Source organism: Variovorax sp. Soil_C_19 (assembly GCF_057657255.1).
Genome location: NZ_JBDGIV010000003.1, coordinates 158,807 through 175,802, shown reverse-complemented (window position 1 = coordinate 175,802; position 16,996 = coordinate 158,807). Strand labels below are relative to the sequence as shown.

The following is a 16,996-nucleotide window of genomic DNA, read 5'->3' as shown; positions in this document are numbered from 1 at the left end:
CCTTTCAGCGAACGAGGCTTCCGCCATGACCCTTCCGATCACCCGCCTCGGCCGCACCGGCCTGACCGTTTCGCGCCTCGCCCTCGGCACGATGACCTTCGGCCTGCAGACCGACGAAGCAGTGTCGCACCGCATCCTCGACAAGGCGGCCGAAGGCGGCATCAACTTTCTCGACACCGCGGACGTCTACCCGCTCGGCGGCACCGTCGAGACCACCGGGCGCACCGAGGAGATCATCGGCAACTGGCTCGAAAAGCAGGGGCCTGGAGGTCGCCGCCGCTTCGTGGTCGCCACCAAGGCCGTCAACAAGGTCGGCCCCAATCCCTGGGACCAGGGCGCCTCGCGCAAGCACCTGCTCGATGCCATCGACCTCTCGCTGAAGCGGCTCAAGACGGACCACGTCGACCTGTACCAGCTGCACATGGACGACCGCGAGACGCCGCTCGAAGAGAGCCTCGAGGCGCTCGACCTGATCGTCAAGTCGGGCCGCGCGCGCTACATCGGCGTGTCGAATTTCCTGGCCTACCGGCTGGCCCGTGCCCTCGGCAAGTCCGACCTGCACCGGTTCACGCGCTTCGTGTCGGTGCAGCCGCGCTACAGCCTGCTGTTCCGCGAGATCGAGCGCGAGTTGCTGCCGCTCGCGGGCGAAGAGGGGCTGGGCGTGATTCCCTACAACCCGCTGGCCGGCGGCCTGCTCACCGGCAAGTACAAGCCCGGCGCCAAGCCGGAAGAGAACACCCGCTTCACGCTCGGCACGGCCGGCGGCATGTACCAGGACCGCTACTGGAACGAGCGCAGCTTCGACACCGTGACGCAGCTGCACAAGCTCGCCGACGAAGCCGGCGTGCCGCTCGCCACGCTCGCCGTGGCCTGGGTCATGGCCAACCCGCTCGTCACCGCACCGCTGCTCGGTGCGAGCCGGCCCGAGCAGCTCGACGCCACGCTCGCTGCGGCCGACTACAAGCTCGACCCCGCGCTGAAGCAAAAGCTCGACGAACTGACCGCCGACTACCGCAAGGGCGACGCGCCGCGGTAGGCCCCGACCCCGTGCACCGAAGAAGAAGCGATCACTGCATCGACGCGCTCGCGCGGCGGCCATGGCACAGCTGATGTCGCTGTTGGTGCAGAACGCGATCGCGGTCGTGTTCGTCGCCAGCCTGGCCGCGCGGCTCGGCCTGCCGGTGCCCGCGGCCGCGGTGCTGGTGGTGTCGGGCGCGCTGCTGGCAGCCGGCGACGTGCCGGTTGCTGGCGTGGTGCTGGCGGCGGTGCTGGCCAACCTGCTCGGCGACGGTGCATGGTTCTATGCCGGCCGCCGCTTCGGCTACCGCTTCATGCGCCTCTTGTGCCGCATCTCGCTGTCGCCCGATTCGTGCGTGCGGCGCGGCGAATCGCTGATCACGCGCTGGGGCGGCCTCTCGCTCGTGGCCGCCAAGTTCGTGCCCGGCGTCTCGGTGGTGGCACCGCCGATGGCGGGCGCGCTCGGCATGTCGGTGGCGCGCTTCATCGGCTACGACACCGGTGCCGCGCTGATCTGGACCGGCGTGTTCCTCGGCCTGGGCTGGTTCTTCCGCGACCAGATCCAGGAGGTGCTGGCCCTGCTCGCGCAGGCCGGCGGCATTGCCACGCTGGCGCTCGTGGGGGCGCTGGCCGTGGTGCTGGTGCTGCGCTACTGGCGCCGGCGCGCCGTGCTTCTCCTCACCCGCATGCCGCGCATCAGCGTGGACGAGCTGCACCGGCTGCTCGCGGGCGATGCGCCGCCGCTGGTGGTCGACGTGCGCGGCGACGCAGGCCTGAAGGTCGATCCGCGCCGCATCCCTGGCGCGCTGTCGTACACGCTCAAGGCGCTGCAGCAGCGCCAGCTCGACCTGCCGCTCGATGGCCAGCGCGACGTGGTGGTGTACTGCAACTGCCCCAACGAGGTGTCCGCGGCGCTGGCCGCACGCGTGCTGCTGGCGCGCGGTGCGCGGCGCGCATGGCCGCTCACGGGCGGGCTCGACGCGTGGGTGGCCTCGGGGCATCCGACGAGCCTGCATGGAGGGCGCGGTGAATGAACCTCCGCACCAAGATCGTCGCGCTGGCCGTCGCACCGCTGGTGGTGGCGCTGGTGCTCGTCGCGCTGGCGGTGCGGCACCAGGAGCGCGACCTCGCACGGCGCGAGCGCGCGCTGATCGAGAAGAGCTACATGGACCAGCGGCGCAGCGAACTGCGCAGCTACGTCGACCTGGCCGTGAGCACCGTGCGGCCGCTCTACGATGCGGGACTCGATGACGAAGCGACCCGCGACGAGGCGCTGCGCCGCCTGGCCGCGCTGGACTACGGCGATGACGGCTATTTCTTCGTCTACGACATGCAGGGCCGTTCGCTCATGCATTCGCGCCAACCCGAACTCGTGGGCCAGAACCTCTGGGACCTGCGCGACGCCCGCGGGCGCTTCACCCTCCGCGATCTGATCGCCGGCGCGCGCGCGGGCGGCGGCTATGTCGAATACGAATGGCGCAAGCCTTCGAGCGAGCAGATGACGGCCAAGCTCGGCTACGTCACAGCGCTGCCGCGCTGGAACTGGATGCTCGGCACCGGGCTGTACCTCGACGACATCGATGCGACCATGCGGGCGCTCGACCGCCAGGTGAGCGCCAACGTGACGGCCACGTTGCTCTGGATCGCCGGCATTGCGGCGCTCGGCCTCGGCGTGGTGAGCGCCGCCGGGCTGCTGCTCAACCTCAGCGAGCACCGCGTGGCCGAGGCCAAGCTGCGGCTGCTTGCGCGGCGCGTGGTGCAGTCGCAGGAAGAAGAGCGCGGGCATCTGGCGCGCGAACTGCACGACGGCACGAGCCAGACGCTGGTGTCGGCCAAGCTGCTGATCGAATCGGCGGTCGATGCGCTCGACCGCGACCACCGGCCGGCCCCGCCTGCGCTCGGCAAGGCCCTGCAGCGGCTCAACGATTCGCTGCGCGAGGTGCGCCGCATCTCGCACCGGCTGCGCCCCGCGCTGCTCGACACACTGGGCCTGCCGGCCGCGCTCGAACGCCTGGGCGACGAGTTTGCGGAGGAGGGCGCGGTCGACGCCTCGATCATGATCGAGGGCGAGGCCTTCGCGCTCTCGCCAGAGGCCAAGACCGCGCTGTTCCGCGTGACGCAGGAGGCGCTGACCAACGTGCGCAAGCATGCACAGGCAAAGCGCGTGCACATCGCGCTGGGCTTCTCCGAGCACGGCGTGCGGCTCGCGATCGGCGACGACGGCATCGGCTTCGACGTGGCGGCCATGCAGCTCGATCCGAGGCGCGGCATCGGCCTGCGCAACATGCGCGAGCGCATGGAATCGATCGGCGGCACGCTGCAAATCGATTCGGCCCGCGGCCAGACATCCATCGTGGCCGAGGTGCCGGCCGCGAGCGCAAAGGCGGAGAGCCCATGACGAACAACAAAGACGCCGCCCCGATCCGCCTGTTCCTGGTCGACGACCATCCATTGGTGCGCGACGGCCTGCGCGCGCGGCTCGGTGCCATCCCGAGCCTCACGATCATCGGCGAGGCGGGCAGCGCCGCCGAGGCGCTGGCGCAGCTCGCGTCGCTCGCGCCTCACCTGGTGCTGATGGACGTCGGCATGAAGGACATGAACGGCATCGAGCTCGCCGAGCGGGTGCTCGCGCAGTGCGAACCGGCACCACACATCGTGATGCTGAGCATGTACGACAACCCCGAGTACGTGCAGAAGGCGCTGCAGGCGGGCGCGCGCGGCTACGTGCTGAAGGACGCGCCGGCGGCCGAGATCGTCGCCGCCATCGAGGCCGTGTCGGCCGGTGGCACCTTCTTGAGCCCGGCGGTGTCGAAGAAGCTGTTCCGCAACCAGGCGCCGCGCCCGCTGCTCACTCCGCGCGAGAGCGAGATCCTCGCGGCGCTGGGTCGCGGCGAATCGAGCAAGCAGATCGCGCGCGACCTGGGCCTGAGCGTGCGCACGGTGGAGGCGCATCGGCAGAGCATCAAGCGGCGCCTCGGCATCGAAGGGCAGGCCGAGCTCATCAAGTACGCGGTCGAGCATGCGCGCGGGTTCGAGCGTGGAGAATGATGCGGATGACCCACGACCTTCCTTCCAGCCCCGCCGCCGAGCGCAACAAACAGCCGATCCTCGATGTGCTCGTGCGCATCCTCGGCAGCGAGGGCACCGCGCTCGAGATCGCGTCCGGCACCGGCCAGCATGCCGCATGGTTCGCGGCCGCCTTGCCCGGCTGGACGTGGCAGCCGACCGAGGCCGATGCGCGCATGCTGCCAGCGCTCGCGCGGCGGGTCGATGCGGCCGGGCTCGCGAACCTGCGTGCGCCGCTGCGGCTCGACGTCACCGCGCCGCACTGGCCGCTGGAAGAACGCTTCGATGCAATCTACTGCGCGAACATGCTGCACATCGCGCCGTGGAGCGCATGCGAAGGGCTGATGCAGGGCACTGCACGGCACCTGCGACCGGGCGGCGTTCTGGTCACCTATGGGCCTTACCTCGAAGACGACGTCCCGACCGCGCCGGGCAACCTCGCGTTCGACGAAGACCTGCGTGCGCGCAATGCGGCCTGGGGCCTGCGGCGGCTCGGCGACGTGGCCGCCGAGGCGCAGCGCGCCGGCCTCGTGCTGCGCGAGCGCCACGCCATGCCGGCGAACAACCTGCTGCTCGTCTTCGGCGGGGACAACTAGCCACGAGCGCCTAGTACAGTCGGGCCCACGTCCACGAGCCCTGCACGACCATGCCCTTCTGGATACCTCGCCTCCTGGCCACCGCCTGCTGCCTGCTCGCGCTCGGTTGCGCGAGCCCGCCGCGGCCGCCGTCGTCCGCTGCGTACCCGGCCTCGCTGCTTTCCGCCGAGCAATCGAACGGTGTCGCGATCCATGCGCTGGGCCTGGTCGGCACCCCCTACCGCTACGGCGGCAACACACCCGAAGGCGGCTTCGATTGCAGCGGGCTGATCGGCTATGTCTACCGCCACAGCGCGGGCCAGGCGATGCCACGCACCGTGGCGCGGCTCGCGGGCTTCGGCCGCCCGGTGGCTGCGTCCGACATGCGCTCGGGCGATCTGGTGCTGTTCGGCGCCGCCACGCCGTCGCACGCTGGGATCTACGTGGGCAATGGCCAGTTCGTGCATGCGCCCTCGACGGGCGGCGAAGTGCGGCTCGACCGGATGGACGGCGTCTACTGGTCGCGCCAGCCGGTGCAGGTGCGCCGGCTCTGAGCCGCAGGGTGTGTCAGACCCGTGTGGCATGCTGCACGGTGCCACCGAAACCTCGCGGAGAACTGCCATGAAGAAATACCTCGTCCTTGCGATTTTGGGCCTTGCCGGCATCCTTCCGGCGTTTGCGCAGCGCGGCCCGGCCTACGAGAACGACCGCCGCTACTGCGCGAGCGGCCGTTCGGGTGTGGACTTCAACACCTGCATGTGGCGCGCGCAGCGCGAGCGCGAGGGGCGCCGCCAGGACCGGCGCGAGCAGCACGCCTATGACAGGGAGCAGCGCGCCTACGAGCGGGAGCAGCGGCGCGAATACGAGCGCCGCGATCGTCGGGGCCCTCCGCCCCCGCCGGCCTACCGCCAGTGGGACGAAGGCCCGCGGGGCCAGGCGCCGCGGCTCAGCGACATGCAGCAGCGCGCGCTCGACAACTGCAACCTGCTGGCGCCGCGCGACCAGCCGCGGTGCCGTGCGACGGTGATGTCGACGGTGCGCTGAGGCCCGCCGAGACTAAGTGTTTTCCACTACGTAAAGCCACGCAGGCGGACCACGCGGTCCGACGGATGCGCGGCAGCGTCGCTGCGGCAAGACTCCCGGGTTCGATTCCCGAGGAGACATCCGCATGCACAGCATCCGCCGCCACCTGGTGTGGCTCGCCGTGGCGTTGGTCGGCGCGTTCGCGCTGGGCACCGTCGCCCTGACGCGTGGCGAAAGCGTCAACGCCCTCTGGGTGGTGACCGCCGCGATCTGCACCTACCTGATCGCCTACCGCTACTACAGCCTGTTCATCGCCGACAAGGTGCTGGGCCTCGACGCCACGCGCAAGACGCCGGCGCACCGCCACAACGACGGGCTCGACTACGTGCCCACCGACAAGAACGTGCTGTTCGGCCACCACTTCGCGGCCATCGCGGGCGCCGGTCCGCTGGTGGGCCCGGTGCTCGCCGCGCAGATGGGCTACCTGCCGGGGCTTCTGTGGGTGCTCGCGGGCGTGGTGTTCGCGGGCGCGGTGCAGGACTTCATCGTGCTCTTCATCTCGACGCGCCGCGACGGGCGCTCGCTCGGCGACCTCGTCAAGCAGGAGATGGGCGTGGTGCCGGGGATGATCGCGCTGTTCGGCACCTTCATGATCATGATCATCATCCTCGCGGTGCTGGCGCTGATCGTGGTGAAGGCGCTGGCCGAATCGCCGTGGGGCGCCTTCACGGTGGCGGCCACCGTGCCGGTGGCGCTCTTCATGGGCGTGTACCTGCGCTACATCCGCCCGGGGCGCATCGGCGAGGTGTCGCTGATCGGCTTCGTGCTGCTGATGCTCGCGATCTTCGGCGGCCAGGCCGTGAGCCAGGACCCGGCCTGGGCAGCGCGCTTCACCTTCGACGGCAAGGCGCTCACCTGGATGCTCGTGGGCTACGGCTTCGTGGCCGCGAGCCTGCCGGTGTGGCTGCTGCTCGCGCCGCGCGACTACCTGTCGACCTTCCTGAAGATCGGCACCATCATCGCGCTGGCGCTGGGCATCGTGTTCGTGATGCCGACGCTGCAGATGCCGCCGCTCACGCAGTTCGCCGACGGCGGCGGGCCGGTGTGGTCGGGCAGCCTGTTCCCGTTCCTGTTCATCACCATCGCCTGCGGCGCGGTGTCGGGCTTCCATGCGCTGATCTCCTCGGGCACCACGCCCAAGATGCTCGACAACGAGCGCCATGCGCGCTTCATCGGCTACGGCGGCATGCTGGCCGAATCGTTCGTCGCGGTGATGGCGCTGGTGGCGGCCTCGTGCATCGAGCCCGGCATCTACTTCGCGATGAACAGCCCCGCGGCGCTCGTGGGCAGCACCGTCGAGCAGGCGGCGCAGACGATCTCGAGCTGGGGCTTCGTGGTCACGCCCGAGATGCTGGTGCAGACCGCGAAGGACGTGGGCGAGACCACGATCCTCGGCCGGGCGGGCGGCGCGCCGACGCTGGCCGTGGGCATGGCGCGCATCCTGCACCAGGTCATCGGCGGGCCCGCCATGATGGCCTTCTGGTACCACTTCGCGATCCTGTTCGAGGCGCTCTTCATCCTCACCGCGGTGGACGCCGGAACCCGCGCGGGCCGCTTCATGCTGCAGGACCTGCTCGGCAGCTTCGTGCCCGCGCTCAAGCGCACAGATTCGCTGCCGGCCAACCTGTTCGCCACCGCGCTGTGCGTGGCGGCCTGGGGCTACTTCCTCTACCAGGGCGTGGTCGATCCGCTCGGCGGCATCAACACGCTGTGGCCGCTGTTCGGCATCTCGAACCAGATGCTGGCCGCGGTGGCGCTGCTGCTCGGCGTGGTGGTGCTGTTCCGCATGAAGCGCGAGCGCTATGCGTGGGTCGCGATCGCGCCGGCCGTGTGGCTGCTGGCCTGCACGCTCACGGCGGGGTGGCAGAAGATCTTCTCGCCCGACCCGAAGATCGGCTTCCTCTCGCATGCCACGAAGTACACGGAAGGTCTGGCCAACGGCGTGCTGGTCGCGCCCGCGAAGACGCCCGAGGCCATGGCGCGCATCGTCTTCAACGACCGGCTCGACGCCGCGCTCTGCGCGCTCTTCATGTTCGTGGTGCTCAGCGTGCTGGTCTACAGCATCAAGGCCTGCCTCGCGGCGCGCGCGGCCCACCGGCCGACCGCGCAGGAAACGCCGTTCGAGCCCTTCGCCGCACCTGCGGCGCGCTGAGGGGCAATGCCATGGGGCTGGCCTTGCCGGAAGCGGGACGCTATTTCGCGCGCTCGCTCAAGCAGTCGCTGCGGCTCATGGTCGGGCTGCCCGACTACGACGCCTACCTGAGCCACATGGCGGCCACCCATCCGGACCGGCCGCCGATGAGCTACGAGGAGTTCTTTCGCGAACGGCTCGAGGCGCGGTACGGGGCGGGCAAGGGGCGCTGCTGCTAGCGCCCCCTCGGCTGCTAGCGCCCCGCGAGCAGCACCTCGGTCACCTCGTCCGAGAACCACTTGAGCCGCCCGTCCATGATCACGCCGTCCGAGCCGCCGGGATCGGGCTGCGCAGCGGGCAGGCCATGCGCGACCATCGCCTCGGCGCAGCCGGCCCAGTCGCCGTCGTCGGTCGGCCGGTTGATCGAGGCCCATGACAGCGAGCCGCTCGCGTCGTCGCCGAAGCCGTGCCGCTCGGTCCAGCTGGCGCCATGCGCGAGCAGGAAGCGCGTGAGCGCCGCATCGCCGCGGAACACCGCCTGGTTGAGCGCCGAGCCCTCCCAGTCGCCGCCCGGGGTGGCGATCGGCCAGCCGAGTTCGACCATGCACTGAACGGCCGCGCCGCAGCCGGGCTGGGCGGCCAGTTCGGGCAGCAGGCGCAGCTGCGCGGGCGAGAGGCTGGCGGGCCACTGCGGATGCTGCGCCTGCAGGCGCCGTGCCGTCGCCGCATCGCCGCGCGCGCAGGCCGCGACGAACTGCTCGTCGGGGGGCAGCGGCGCATCGCCGCCCGCACGTTCTGCGAGCAGCCGCGCCACGTCGGTGAGGCCGAAGCGCAGCGCGAGCGTGCGCGCATCGACGCCCTCGGGCGTGCGCGCCGAGGGGGCGGCGCCGGCGTCGAGCAGCGCCTCGATGTGCGCGGCCGAGCGCCGCCGCCGCAGCGCCCACAGCAGGGGGCGTCCCCAGTCGCTGGTCGGTGCGCCCGGCGCCGCTTCGTTCGGGTCGGCGCCATGGGCGAGCAGCAGTTGCAGCGATTCGAGCCGGTCGAGGTCGAGCACGCGATAGAGCGCGTTGGTGCCGGCCACGCGCGCGCCCGCCGCGAGCAGCAGGCGCGTGCAGGCGGGTTCCTCGAGCGAGTGGTAGAGCGATTCGCCGTCGTTCGGATCGGCGCCGGCCTCGAGCAGCAGCCGCGTGATTTCCGCGTCGCGGTTCAGCCCGGCCGCGCCGTACAGCGCCGACAGCCGGATGCCTTCGGCAGGTTCCGCGAGCGAGGCGGGCGGCCAGCGGCTGCCGATGGACTGGTTCGGATCGGCGCCGGCGTCGAGCAGCAGCTTGGCGCAGGTGCGCAGGCCGTCCCGGAAGCGCGGCAACTGCAAGAGGCTGGAGAACGCCACCGCATGGAGCGGCGGCAGCGCAAGCGGGCCGCCGGCCCGCCGGACCCAGCCGGAGTCGCGCGCGATCGTCTCGCGCAGCAGCTCGGCATTGCCGACGGTGCAGGCGAGCCATGGATCGCTGCTGCGCACCAGGTCAGGGCTTTCGTCGACGAGCCGTGCGGCCACGGCCGGCCGGGCCAGGTTGTTGCCGCCCGCGATCTCGCCCGCATAGGCCGTGCGCAGCCACAGCAGCACCGCGCGGGCGGGGTCGTTCGCCACTGCGGCGCGGGCCTGCACGAAGCCCTGCAGGTCCGCCCACGACGCGAAGCCGTACTCGCGCGCCAGGCACGACTGTGCGTCGTGCAGGCGCAGGCCGAGTGCGGAAATGGCTGCGTCGTCTCTTCGGGCGGCGACGGGCAATGCGCCGCGGAAGCGGGAGAAGGCGGCGGGGTCGCCCTGGCGCAAGGCGGCAAGCAGTTGCTTGGCTTGCTTCTTGAGATGGCCGATGTCGGGCCGTGCGGGAATGCGTTTCACATGAACCTCCGTGCATGAAGCGCCGACGACCCGCAATCCGGCTGCACAAAGGCGCTGACTGGTCAGCAAGCAGATGAAGCAAGTGGGTTCCACCCTTCCCGCGGGTCCGGGCGCGGCTTGCAACCGCGGACGCGATGTTAGCGCAATGGGCTCAGGCGGAGGCTGAGGCCGGCTGCGCGAAATCCAGTTTCCCGCGGCGCGCGCCTGCTGCCACGATGCAAGCCATTGCAACAACACAACAATGGAGCTCATCGATGGCATCCCGAATCTCCGGCATCGCAAGCCGCTCGCTGCGCTGGCGCATACCTCTTCTTTTTTCCGCCGCGCTGTGCGCCGTGGCAACGTCCGCGGCGCAGCCGGCGGGGCGCGATGTCGTCGTGCTGCATGCCGAGCAGCGCTTCCAGCTCGCGCTCGAGGCGCAGGCGGCGCGCGACTACACGGCCATGCTCCGCGAACTGCGCCAGGCGGCAGGCGAAGGCCACGCCGAGGCGCAGGAGATGCTCGGCATGGTGCTGCTCACCGGCGCCACGCTGTATGGCCCGGGCATCCGCGCGAACCGCTGCGAAGCGCGCAGCTGGATGCTGCGCGCCGCATCGCAGGGCAGCGAAACAGCGAAGGTGCAGCTCGTGTTCCTCAATCGGCTGCGTCAGTCGCCGGCCGGCCGGAACGCCTGCGAATGAATCGAGGCGCCGGGCGCGGATTGCCGCGCTTTCCGGCAGGTGTACGGGGATGTGTCCGGCAGCAAAGCGGGCGGTGAGCGGGCTAGACTCTCCGCGTGAGAACCGTTCGCCACGAGGCATTCCCATCATGAAACCCTGGACGATTTCCCTCGCACTCGCACTCGCACTCGCGTTCGCCTTCGCGGGCGCGGCCCACGGCGCTGAAGGCTGCGAAGCGCTGCGCGCGCAGATCGAATCGAAGATCGCCGCGGCCGGCGTGGCGCGCTTCTCGGTCGTCACCCTCGATTCCGATGCGCAGGCCCCCGGCCAGGTGGTCGGCAGCTGCGAACTCGGCAGCAAGAAGATCGTCTACCAGCGCGAAAGTGCATCGGTAGCGGCTGCGTCGACACCAGCGGCTGCGCCATCGCCGTCGAACGACGAAGCGATCCTGACGGAGTGCAAGGACGGCACGGTGTCGGTCGGTGGCGATTGCCGCAAATAGGCGGCGCCCCCCCTGCATCTCTGGAGCAAACCCCCCTTGTTGTCACGCCAAAAAGCCTTCCGCATCGCACTCTCGGCCTCGGCCGCTACCCTGGGCGCCATCGCGGCCTACTGGACGCTGCTTGCCACGCGGCAGGGGCACATCCTCTTTCACGCCCGCAAGCTCCCGGTGGTCCATTTGTCGGACGCGTTCTCGACCTATTCACACACCGTGCCCGGGGGCATGGTCCGCGGCTACGTCTATCACCCGCAGGGCGAGGCTGCGCTGAAGGACCTGTTCATCTATTTCGCGGGTCGCGGCGAAGACGTGCGCGCGACCGCGCAGGCGCTGCACTGGCTGCCCGAAGGCTTCGGTTTTGCGGCGGTCAACTACCGCGGCGTGGCTGATTCCCAAGGCCATCCGTCGGAGATCGCATCGGTCGCCGACGCGGTGCAGTTCGCCCGGCACCTGCACAAGGCCTTCCCGGGCGTGCGTCTGCATGTGGTGGGGCGCAGCCTCGGCACCGGCGTGGCGATCCAGCTCGTCGCGCACCAGGACCAGTTCGCAAGCCTGCAGCTGGTCACGCCGTACGACTCGATCCTCGAGGTGGCCAAGCGGCGCTTTCCGCTGGTGCCGTTGTCGCTGCTGCTGCGCAACCGCTTCAACTCGCTCTCGCACTGCAAGGAAGTGGCGGCCAAGACGCAGGTCCTGCTGGCGGAGCGCGACGACGTCGTGCTGCCCGAGCGCTCGCAGAAGCTCATCGCGGCCTGGCCGACGCCGGTTTGCGTGCAGACGGTGCCGGGTTCCGACCACCACAGCATCATGCGGCTCGAAGCGACCTGGCTGCACCTCATCGACTTTGCGTTGACCGCGATCATCCCCGAGCCCAAGGCGGCATAGCCAGGCGCAGGCGCTTCGGGGGAGCGTCTTCAAGTGCTCCAGATGCGCGGCGAGCTGGCGGGCAGGCGCCAGAGTTCGGCGCGCCATGCCTGCCACACCTGCCGCAGCAGCTGCATGGCGGGCTCGACCACCGGCGCGAGCACGCGCAGCACCACGACTTCGGCATGCGGGCTTGTCGCGCCCGCGCTCTCCTGCAGGCCGCCGGCGTCGATGGCGGCGCGTGCGAGCGCCAGCAGCGCCTCGCGCCGCGCGCGGTCGGCCGGCGTGCCCGCGACGAAAAACAGCGACGCGATGCAGCGGTGGCCGCCGAAGCCCAGCGGGCTTTGCAGCAGCCGCTGATCGGCCGCGTCGATGCGGCCGCGCTCGAGCCACACGCCGGGCACTTCGATGTGCTGGAGGTAGCTGCCGCGTTCGAACGGCTGGCCGGCGTTGGGCAGGCCGAGGGCCGTCACGTCCCAGCCGATCATCTCGGCACCGGGAGCGGCCTCGATGACGAGCCGGTTCTCGGCCTGGCAGCCGCTGTAGCAGATCGCCTCGAGCGGCAGCCATTCGAGCCGCGCACCCGGTGCGAGCCGGATGCGCGTGCGCTGCAATGCGAGCTCGCCCTCCGAGCGGTAGAAGCGCGAGGCGCCCGGTGTGGTGACGAGGCCGTGGCTCCCGTCGGCCGCGTCGATCTCGATGTCGAGCGTGTCGCCGCCGACCAGCCCGCCCGGCGGATGCACCAGCACGTTGTGGCAGACGGCATCGCCTTCGGGGTAGAGGCTCTGCAGGATCCGCAGCGGTCCGTCATGGCGAAAGCGCGCCACGCTGCGCGCGGCTTCCTGCCGGTAGTCGAGATGGAGATGGGCGTGCCAGGGCATCCAACGAGTCTATGCGGGCGCGCCTTCCTTGCCGCTATTTCCAGGCACCGTCGTGGGCGGCGCTTGCTTCGTCGACCAAGGCGGGTCCGATGCACTCGATCGGGTGCGGCGAAGCGCGGAACACGTCGCGGCACGAGAGCTCGGCGTCGCGCTGGTCCTGCCGCTCGCCGCGGAACGCGCGAAGCCGTTCGGCATCGATGCCGAACACCACGCGGCCGATGTTCGACCAGAAGATCGCGCCCGCGCACATGACGCAGGGCTCGCCCGACGCGTAGATCGTGGCGCCTGCCAGTTCCTCGCGCGTGAGGCCGCGCCCCGCGAGCGCGCGCAGCGCGTTGACCTCGGCGTGGGCGGTGCAGTCGCCGGTCTCGCTGTTGCTGTTGGCCGCCTCGGCGAGCACCTCGCCGTCGGCCGAGACGATCACCGAGCCGAACGGCCGGTTGCCGCGGCGGCGCGCCGCATGCGACCAGACGATCGCCTTGCGCAGGTAGCGCTCGTCGCGTTCGTCGAGCGTGGCTTCCTCGGGAAGCGCGGTGTGGGTGGTGGTGGTGAGATTGCTGAAGTTCATGCCTTGGGAAGGTTGCGTTCGTTGCGCGATGGCAGCATCGACGTGTTGAAGATGGCGTCGGACGCGGGCTTGACCTTGAGGCCGAAGACGTCGACGACCTGGTCGACCTGCTGCTCGAGCGTGAGCTTGCGGATGTCGCCGAGGCCATGGCTGCGCGCGTCGGCCGCGCCCACGTACTGCGCCGTGACGCCCCAGCGCGTGAGTTCGATCTTCTCGTCGAGGATCGGTTCGCGTTGGCGCATGGCGGCGATGCTGGGCGCTGGATTGGCGAAGGTCTCGACGATGGCCTGGTTGGTCGCGCGCAGGAAGGCCGCGACCACCCCGGGATTCTGCGCGATGAGGTTGCTGCTCGCGAGGATCGCGTTGCCGTAGAGGTCGACGCCGGCGTCCGAATACTTGAGCACCGAGAGTTCGTCCTGCTTCATGCGCGCGAAGAGCGAGATCGCCGAGTCGTGGAAATAGGTGGCGGCATCGACGTCGCCGCGCACCATCACGTTGTCGCGCGCCGAGAAGTCGGTGGTCTGCCACTGGAAGGCATCGCTTCGCATGCCCTGCCTGCGCGCCACCATCGGCCATGCGCGGCGGGTGGCCTCGACGGCGGCCGCGGCCACCTTCTTGCCGGCGAGGCTCTTGAAGTCGCCGGTGATGCCGCGGTCCTTGCGGCCGATGATCACGAAGGGTGCACGGTTGTAGTACTGGTACACGGCCTGCACCATCGGGGTGCCCGGATTCTGTGCATTGAACTCCACCAGCGAGCTGATGTCGCCGAGGCCCATCTGGTACACGCCGCTCGCGATGCGCGTGATCGAGGCAACCGAGCCGGCGCCGGTGTCGATGGCTACGTCGAGGCCTTCGTCGCGGTAGTAGCCCTTGCTGTGCGCAAGGAAGAACGGCGCAGTCTGCCCGTTTATGCGGAAGTCGAGCGTGAACTTGATGGGCGTGAGCTTGTTGTTGCTGCCCTGCGCGAACACGCGAGGGGCAGCGACGCTGGCGGCGGTGGCTGCTGCGGCAAGAAAGAGTCGGCGTTGCATGGTGGGGCTCCGGGGTCGGTCGTCTTGTGATCCCTCCCGCGGTGGCAGGGAGGCCTCGCAAGAGCAATTTCCGGGCGGGCGCACGTGAATGGTGCGTGCGCTGCTGAACGCTTCTACTCTTGCAATGGCTATTGCACGACGCATGCCAGCGCGAGCCTTCCCGAGCGGGCACAATGCGGGCGCGCAACTTGCAAGGCTGGTCGCGCAGAGTAGAAGCGTTCAGCCTCGCGGCGGGAAATTGCTCTTTCAGGTTCGTCCGTACCCACGTGCAACAGAAGGAGTCCCGCATGCTCGTTTCCCGACAACCCGTCTTCCGCAAGTTCTGGCATGCCGTCATGCCGCTCACTGAACTTGCCACCGGTCCGAAGCCATTCAAGCTGCTGGGCGAGGACATCGTTCTCTTCATCGACGCCGAGGGCCAGCCCGCGGCACTGCGCGACCGCTGCTGCCACCGCACCGCCAAGCTCTCGAAGGGCTGGTGCGTCGACGGCGAAGGCAAGGCCTGCGGCCAGGGCGCGATCCAGTGCGGCTACCACGGCTGGACCTACGACCGCAGCGGCCAGGTGATCCGCATTCCGCAGTACGAGCCCGATCGCAAGATCTCGCCCGAGTACCGCACCACCGCCTACCGCTGCACCGCGCGCTACGGCTATGCCTGGGTGGCGCTGGAGGAGCCGGTCGCCGACATTCCGGCGATCCCGGAGTTCGGCGATCCGGGCTACCGCACGATCTTCCAGTTCTACGAGGAATGGCAGACCAGCCCGTTGCGTGCGCTCGAGAATTCGTTCGACAACTCGCACTTCAGCTTCGTGCACCGCGCCACCTTCGGCGTGGCCGCGAGCCCGAAGCCGAGCCGGTACGAACTGGTCGAGAACGAGGGCGGCTTCCATGCCGAGACGGTGATCGAGGCGGCCAATCCGGCCAGGTTCCATGCGATCAGCGGCGTGACCGACGCGATCACCACGCGCCACATGCGCAATGCCTACTTCATGCCGTTCTCGCGCCGCCTCGACATCGAGTACCCGAGCGGCGTGCGCCACATCATCATCAACTGCTTCACGCCGATCGACGACACGCGCATGCAGCTGTGCCAATGGCTGTTCCGCAACGACGCCGAGGCCGACTGCCCGGCGCAGATGCTGATCGACTTCGACGAGGAGATCACGCGCGAGGACAAGGACATCCTCGAGTCGACCGACCCCGACGCCGTGGTCGACACGCGCCGCCGCGGCATCGAGTATTCGATGGACTCGGACCGGCCCGGCATGCTGATCCGCAAGCACCTGATGCAGCTGCTGGCGCGGTTTGGCGAGGCGGAGGTGTACCGGGGAATTGACCAGGCGGTGGTGGTGGCGAAGGCTGCCTGAAGCCCGTACCCGGGCAGCCCGCTTTTCTCAGGCGACTGCAGTGGCAGGGCGCCTGCTCCCCATGCGTGCCGAACCCGCCTGGTAGCGGTCCATCGCAAGCCCTTCGGTGCGGATCTCGGGGCGCTGGCCCGTCACGATGTCGGCAATGAGCTTGCCCGAACCGCAGGCCATGGTCCAGCCGAGGGTGCCGTGGCCGGTGTTGAGGAACAGGTTGGCAAATCGCGTGGCGCCGACGATCGGCGTGCCGTCGGGCGTCATCGGGCGCAGGCCGGTCCAGAAGCTGGCGCGCGGCAGGTCGCCGCCGGGGAACAGGTCACTCACCACCTTCTCGAGCGTGGCGCGGCGCGCGGGATTGAGCCGCAGGTCGAAGCCGCCGAGCTCGGCCATGCCGCCCACGCGGATGCGGTTGTCGAAACGCGTGACGGCCACCTTGTAGGTCTCGTCGAGCACGGTCGATTGCGGCGCCAGCGCCTCGTCGACGAGCGGCACGGTCAGCGAGTAGCCCTTGACCGGGTACACAGGGATGTCGAGGCCGAGCGATGCGAGTGCGGGGCGCGAGTAGCTGCCGAAGGCCATCACGTACCGGTCGGCCGTGAGGATCTTGCCGGCCGTGGTGCGCACGCCCGTGATGCGGTCGCCCGCCATCTCGAGCGCGGCCACTTGCTGGCCGAAGCGGAAATCGACGCCCAGGCCGCGTGCGATCTCGGCCAGCCCGCGCGTGAAGAGATGGCAGTCGCCGGTCTCGTCGTTGGGCAGGCGCAGCCCGCCCGTGAGCCGGTCGCGCGCGCCGGCGAGGGCGGGCTCGACGCGCGCGAGCGCATCGCGTTCAAGCAGCTCGTAGGGCACGCCGCATTCCTCGAGCACCGCGATGTCGCGCTGCACCGCGTCGAGCTGCGCCTGCGTGCGAAAGAGCTGCAGCGTGCCGCCGGTGCGGTGCTCGTAGGCGAGGCCGGTCTCGGCGCGCAGCTGCTGCAGGCAACCGCGGCTGTACTCGGCCACGCGCATCATGCGTTCCTTGTTGACTGCATAGCGTTCCGGCGAGCAGTTGCGCAGCATCGCCGCCATCCAGCGCAGCTGGAACAGCGTGCCGTCGGGGCGCACCGCCAGCGGCGCATGCTTCTGGAACATCCACTTGAGCGCCTTCAGCGGAATGCCCGGCGCCGCCCATGGCGTCGAGTAGCCCGGCGACACCTGGCCCGCATTGGCGAAGCTGGTTTCCTCGGCCGTGCCGGCCTGCCGGTCGAGCAGGGTCACTTCGGCACCCGAGCGTGCGAGGTAGTAGGCCGTCGTGGTGCCGATCACGCCGCCGCCGAGAACGATGACTTTCATGGGTATGTACCGGTATGAAGGTGAAT

General features: G+C 69.8%; 18 protein-coding genes. 13 read left to right on the top strand and 5 right to left on the bottom strand.

Going from position 1 to position 16,996, the window contains the following annotated elements; all coding sequences use genetic code 11:
* Positions 1–25: 25 nt before the first annotated feature.
* The 9 genes from AC3A6R_RS08200 (at position 26) to AC3A6R_RS08160 (ending at position 8,111) form a co-directional block, all read left to right on the top strand.
* On the top strand, positions 26–1,036 hold the full coding sequence (locus tag AC3A6R_RS08200; protein ID WP_487859521.1) for an aldo/keto reductase: 1,011 nt from the start codon (positions 26–28) through the stop codon (positions 1,034–1,036).
* A gap of 61 nt (positions 1,037–1,097) precedes the next feature.
* Positions 1,098–2,051, top strand: coding sequence for a VTT domain-containing protein (locus AC3A6R_RS08195; RefSeq protein ID WP_487859522.1), 954 nt, complete (start codon positions 1,098–1,100; stop codon positions 2,049–2,051).
* On the top strand, positions 2,048–3,415 hold the full coding sequence (locus tag AC3A6R_RS08190) for a cache domain-containing protein (RefSeq protein ID WP_487859523.1): 1,368 nt from the start codon (positions 2,048–2,050) through the stop codon (positions 3,413–3,415). The genes AC3A6R_RS08195 and AC3A6R_RS08190 overlap by 4 nt, the downstream gene beginning before the upstream one ends.
* On the top strand, positions 3,412–4,065 hold the full coding sequence (locus AC3A6R_RS08185) for a response regulator (RefSeq protein ID WP_487859524.1): 654 nt from the start codon (positions 3,412–3,414) through the stop codon (positions 4,063–4,065). The genes AC3A6R_RS08190 and AC3A6R_RS08185 overlap by 4 nt, the downstream gene beginning before the upstream one ends.
* 5 nt (positions 4,066–4,070) lie before the next feature.
* Positions 4,071–4,679 carry a DUF938 domain-containing protein gene (locus AC3A6R_RS08180; protein ID WP_487859525.1) on the top strand — a complete coding sequence of 203 codons (609 nt, stop codon included), beginning with the start codon at positions 4,071–4,073 and terminating at the stop codon, positions 4,677–4,679.
* 50 nt (positions 4,680–4,729) lie between these two features.
* Entirely contained in the window at positions 4,730–5,212 is a 483-nt protein-coding gene (locus AC3A6R_RS08175) for a C40 family peptidase (RefSeq protein ID WP_487864229.1), read from the top strand.
* Positions 5,213–5,279: 67 nt separating this feature from the next.
* Positions 5,280–5,702 carry a hypothetical protein gene (locus tag AC3A6R_RS08170; RefSeq protein WP_487859527.1) on the top strand — a complete coding sequence of 141 codons (423 nt, stop codon included), beginning with the start codon at positions 5,280–5,282 and terminating at the stop codon, positions 5,700–5,702.
* Between the two features lie 124 nt (positions 5,703–5,826).
* The gene (locus AC3A6R_RS08165) at positions 5,827–7,893 is read left to right on the top strand and encodes a carbon starvation CstA family protein (protein ID WP_487864228.1); all 2,067 of its coding nucleotides are present in this window, start codon (positions 5,827–5,829) and stop codon (positions 7,891–7,893) included.
* A gap of 11 nt (positions 7,894–7,904) precedes the next feature.
* Positions 7,905–8,111 (top strand): YbdD/YjiX family protein, encoded by a 207-nt coding sequence (locus AC3A6R_RS08160; RefSeq protein WP_487859529.1) that lies wholly within the window; start codon positions 7,905–7,907, stop codon positions 8,109–8,111.
* 14 nt (positions 8,112–8,125) lie between these two features.
* Here AC3A6R_RS08160 and AC3A6R_RS08155 read toward each other — a convergent pair whose 3' ends face one another.
* Positions 8,126–9,775 (bottom strand): ankyrin repeat domain-containing protein, encoded by a 1,650-nt coding sequence (locus AC3A6R_RS08155; protein ID WP_487864227.1) that lies wholly within the window; start codon positions 9,773–9,775, stop codon positions 8,126–8,128.
* 254 nt (positions 9,776–10,029) lie between these two features.
* Here AC3A6R_RS08155 and AC3A6R_RS08150 point away from each other — a divergent pair, with 254 nt between their 5' ends.
* The 3 genes from AC3A6R_RS08150 (at position 10,030) to AC3A6R_RS08140 (ending at position 11,815) form a co-directional block, all read left to right on the top strand.
* A complete protein-coding gene (locus tag AC3A6R_RS08150; RefSeq protein WP_487859531.1) occupies positions 10,030–10,455 on the top strand; it encodes a sel1 repeat family protein in 426 nt (141 codons plus the stop codon).
* Positions 10,456–10,582: 127 nt separating this feature from the next.
* The gene (locus AC3A6R_RS08145; protein ID WP_487864226.1) at positions 10,583–10,936 is read left to right on the top strand and encodes a DUF1161 domain-containing protein; all 354 of its coding nucleotides are present in this window, start codon (positions 10,583–10,585) and stop codon (positions 10,934–10,936) included.
* Positions 10,937–10,972: 36 nt separating this feature from the next.
* The gene (locus AC3A6R_RS08140; RefSeq protein WP_487859533.1) at positions 10,973–11,815 is read left to right on the top strand and encodes an alpha/beta hydrolase; all 843 of its coding nucleotides are present in this window, start codon (positions 10,973–10,975) and stop codon (positions 11,813–11,815) included.
* A gap of 29 nt (positions 11,816–11,844) precedes the next feature.
* On the opposite strand, the gene AC3A6R_RS08135 is transcribed toward AC3A6R_RS08140, so the two are convergent.
* From AC3A6R_RS08135 to AC3A6R_RS08125, 3 genes are read right to left on the bottom strand one after another with little or no spacing between them, the layout of a single operon-like run.
* A complete protein-coding gene (locus AC3A6R_RS08135) occupies positions 11,845–12,675 on the bottom strand; it encodes an urease accessory protein UreD (RefSeq protein ID WP_487864225.1) in 831 nt (276 codons plus the stop codon).
* Between the two features lie 34 nt (positions 12,676–12,709).
* Complete coding sequence (locus AC3A6R_RS08130) at positions 12,710–13,243, bottom strand: nucleoside deaminase (RefSeq protein ID WP_487864224.1); 534 nt, start codon at positions 13,241–13,243, stop codon at positions 12,710–12,712.
* Positions 13,240–14,274 carry an ABC transporter substrate-binding protein gene (locus tag AC3A6R_RS08125; protein WP_487864223.1) on the bottom strand — a complete coding sequence of 345 codons (1,035 nt, stop codon included), beginning with the start codon at positions 14,272–14,274 and terminating at the stop codon, positions 13,240–13,242. Before AC3A6R_RS08125 ends, AC3A6R_RS08130 begins: the two co-directional genes overlap by 4 nt.
* 287 nt (positions 14,275–14,561) lie before the next feature.
* Here AC3A6R_RS08125 and AC3A6R_RS08120 point away from each other — a divergent pair, with 287 nt between their 5' ends.
* Entirely contained in the window at positions 14,562–15,641 is a 1,080-nt protein-coding gene (locus tag AC3A6R_RS08120; protein ID WP_487864222.1) for an aromatic ring-hydroxylating dioxygenase subunit alpha, read from the top strand.
* 27 nt (positions 15,642–15,668) lie between these two features.
* Here AC3A6R_RS08120 and AC3A6R_RS08115 read toward each other — a convergent pair whose 3' ends face one another.
* Positions 15,669–16,970: a D-amino acid dehydrogenase gene (locus AC3A6R_RS08115; protein WP_487859538.1), complete on the bottom strand. Its 1,302-nt coding sequence runs from the start codon at positions 16,968–16,970 to the stop codon at positions 15,669–15,671.
* Between the last annotated feature and the right edge of the window lie 26 nt (positions 16,971–16,996).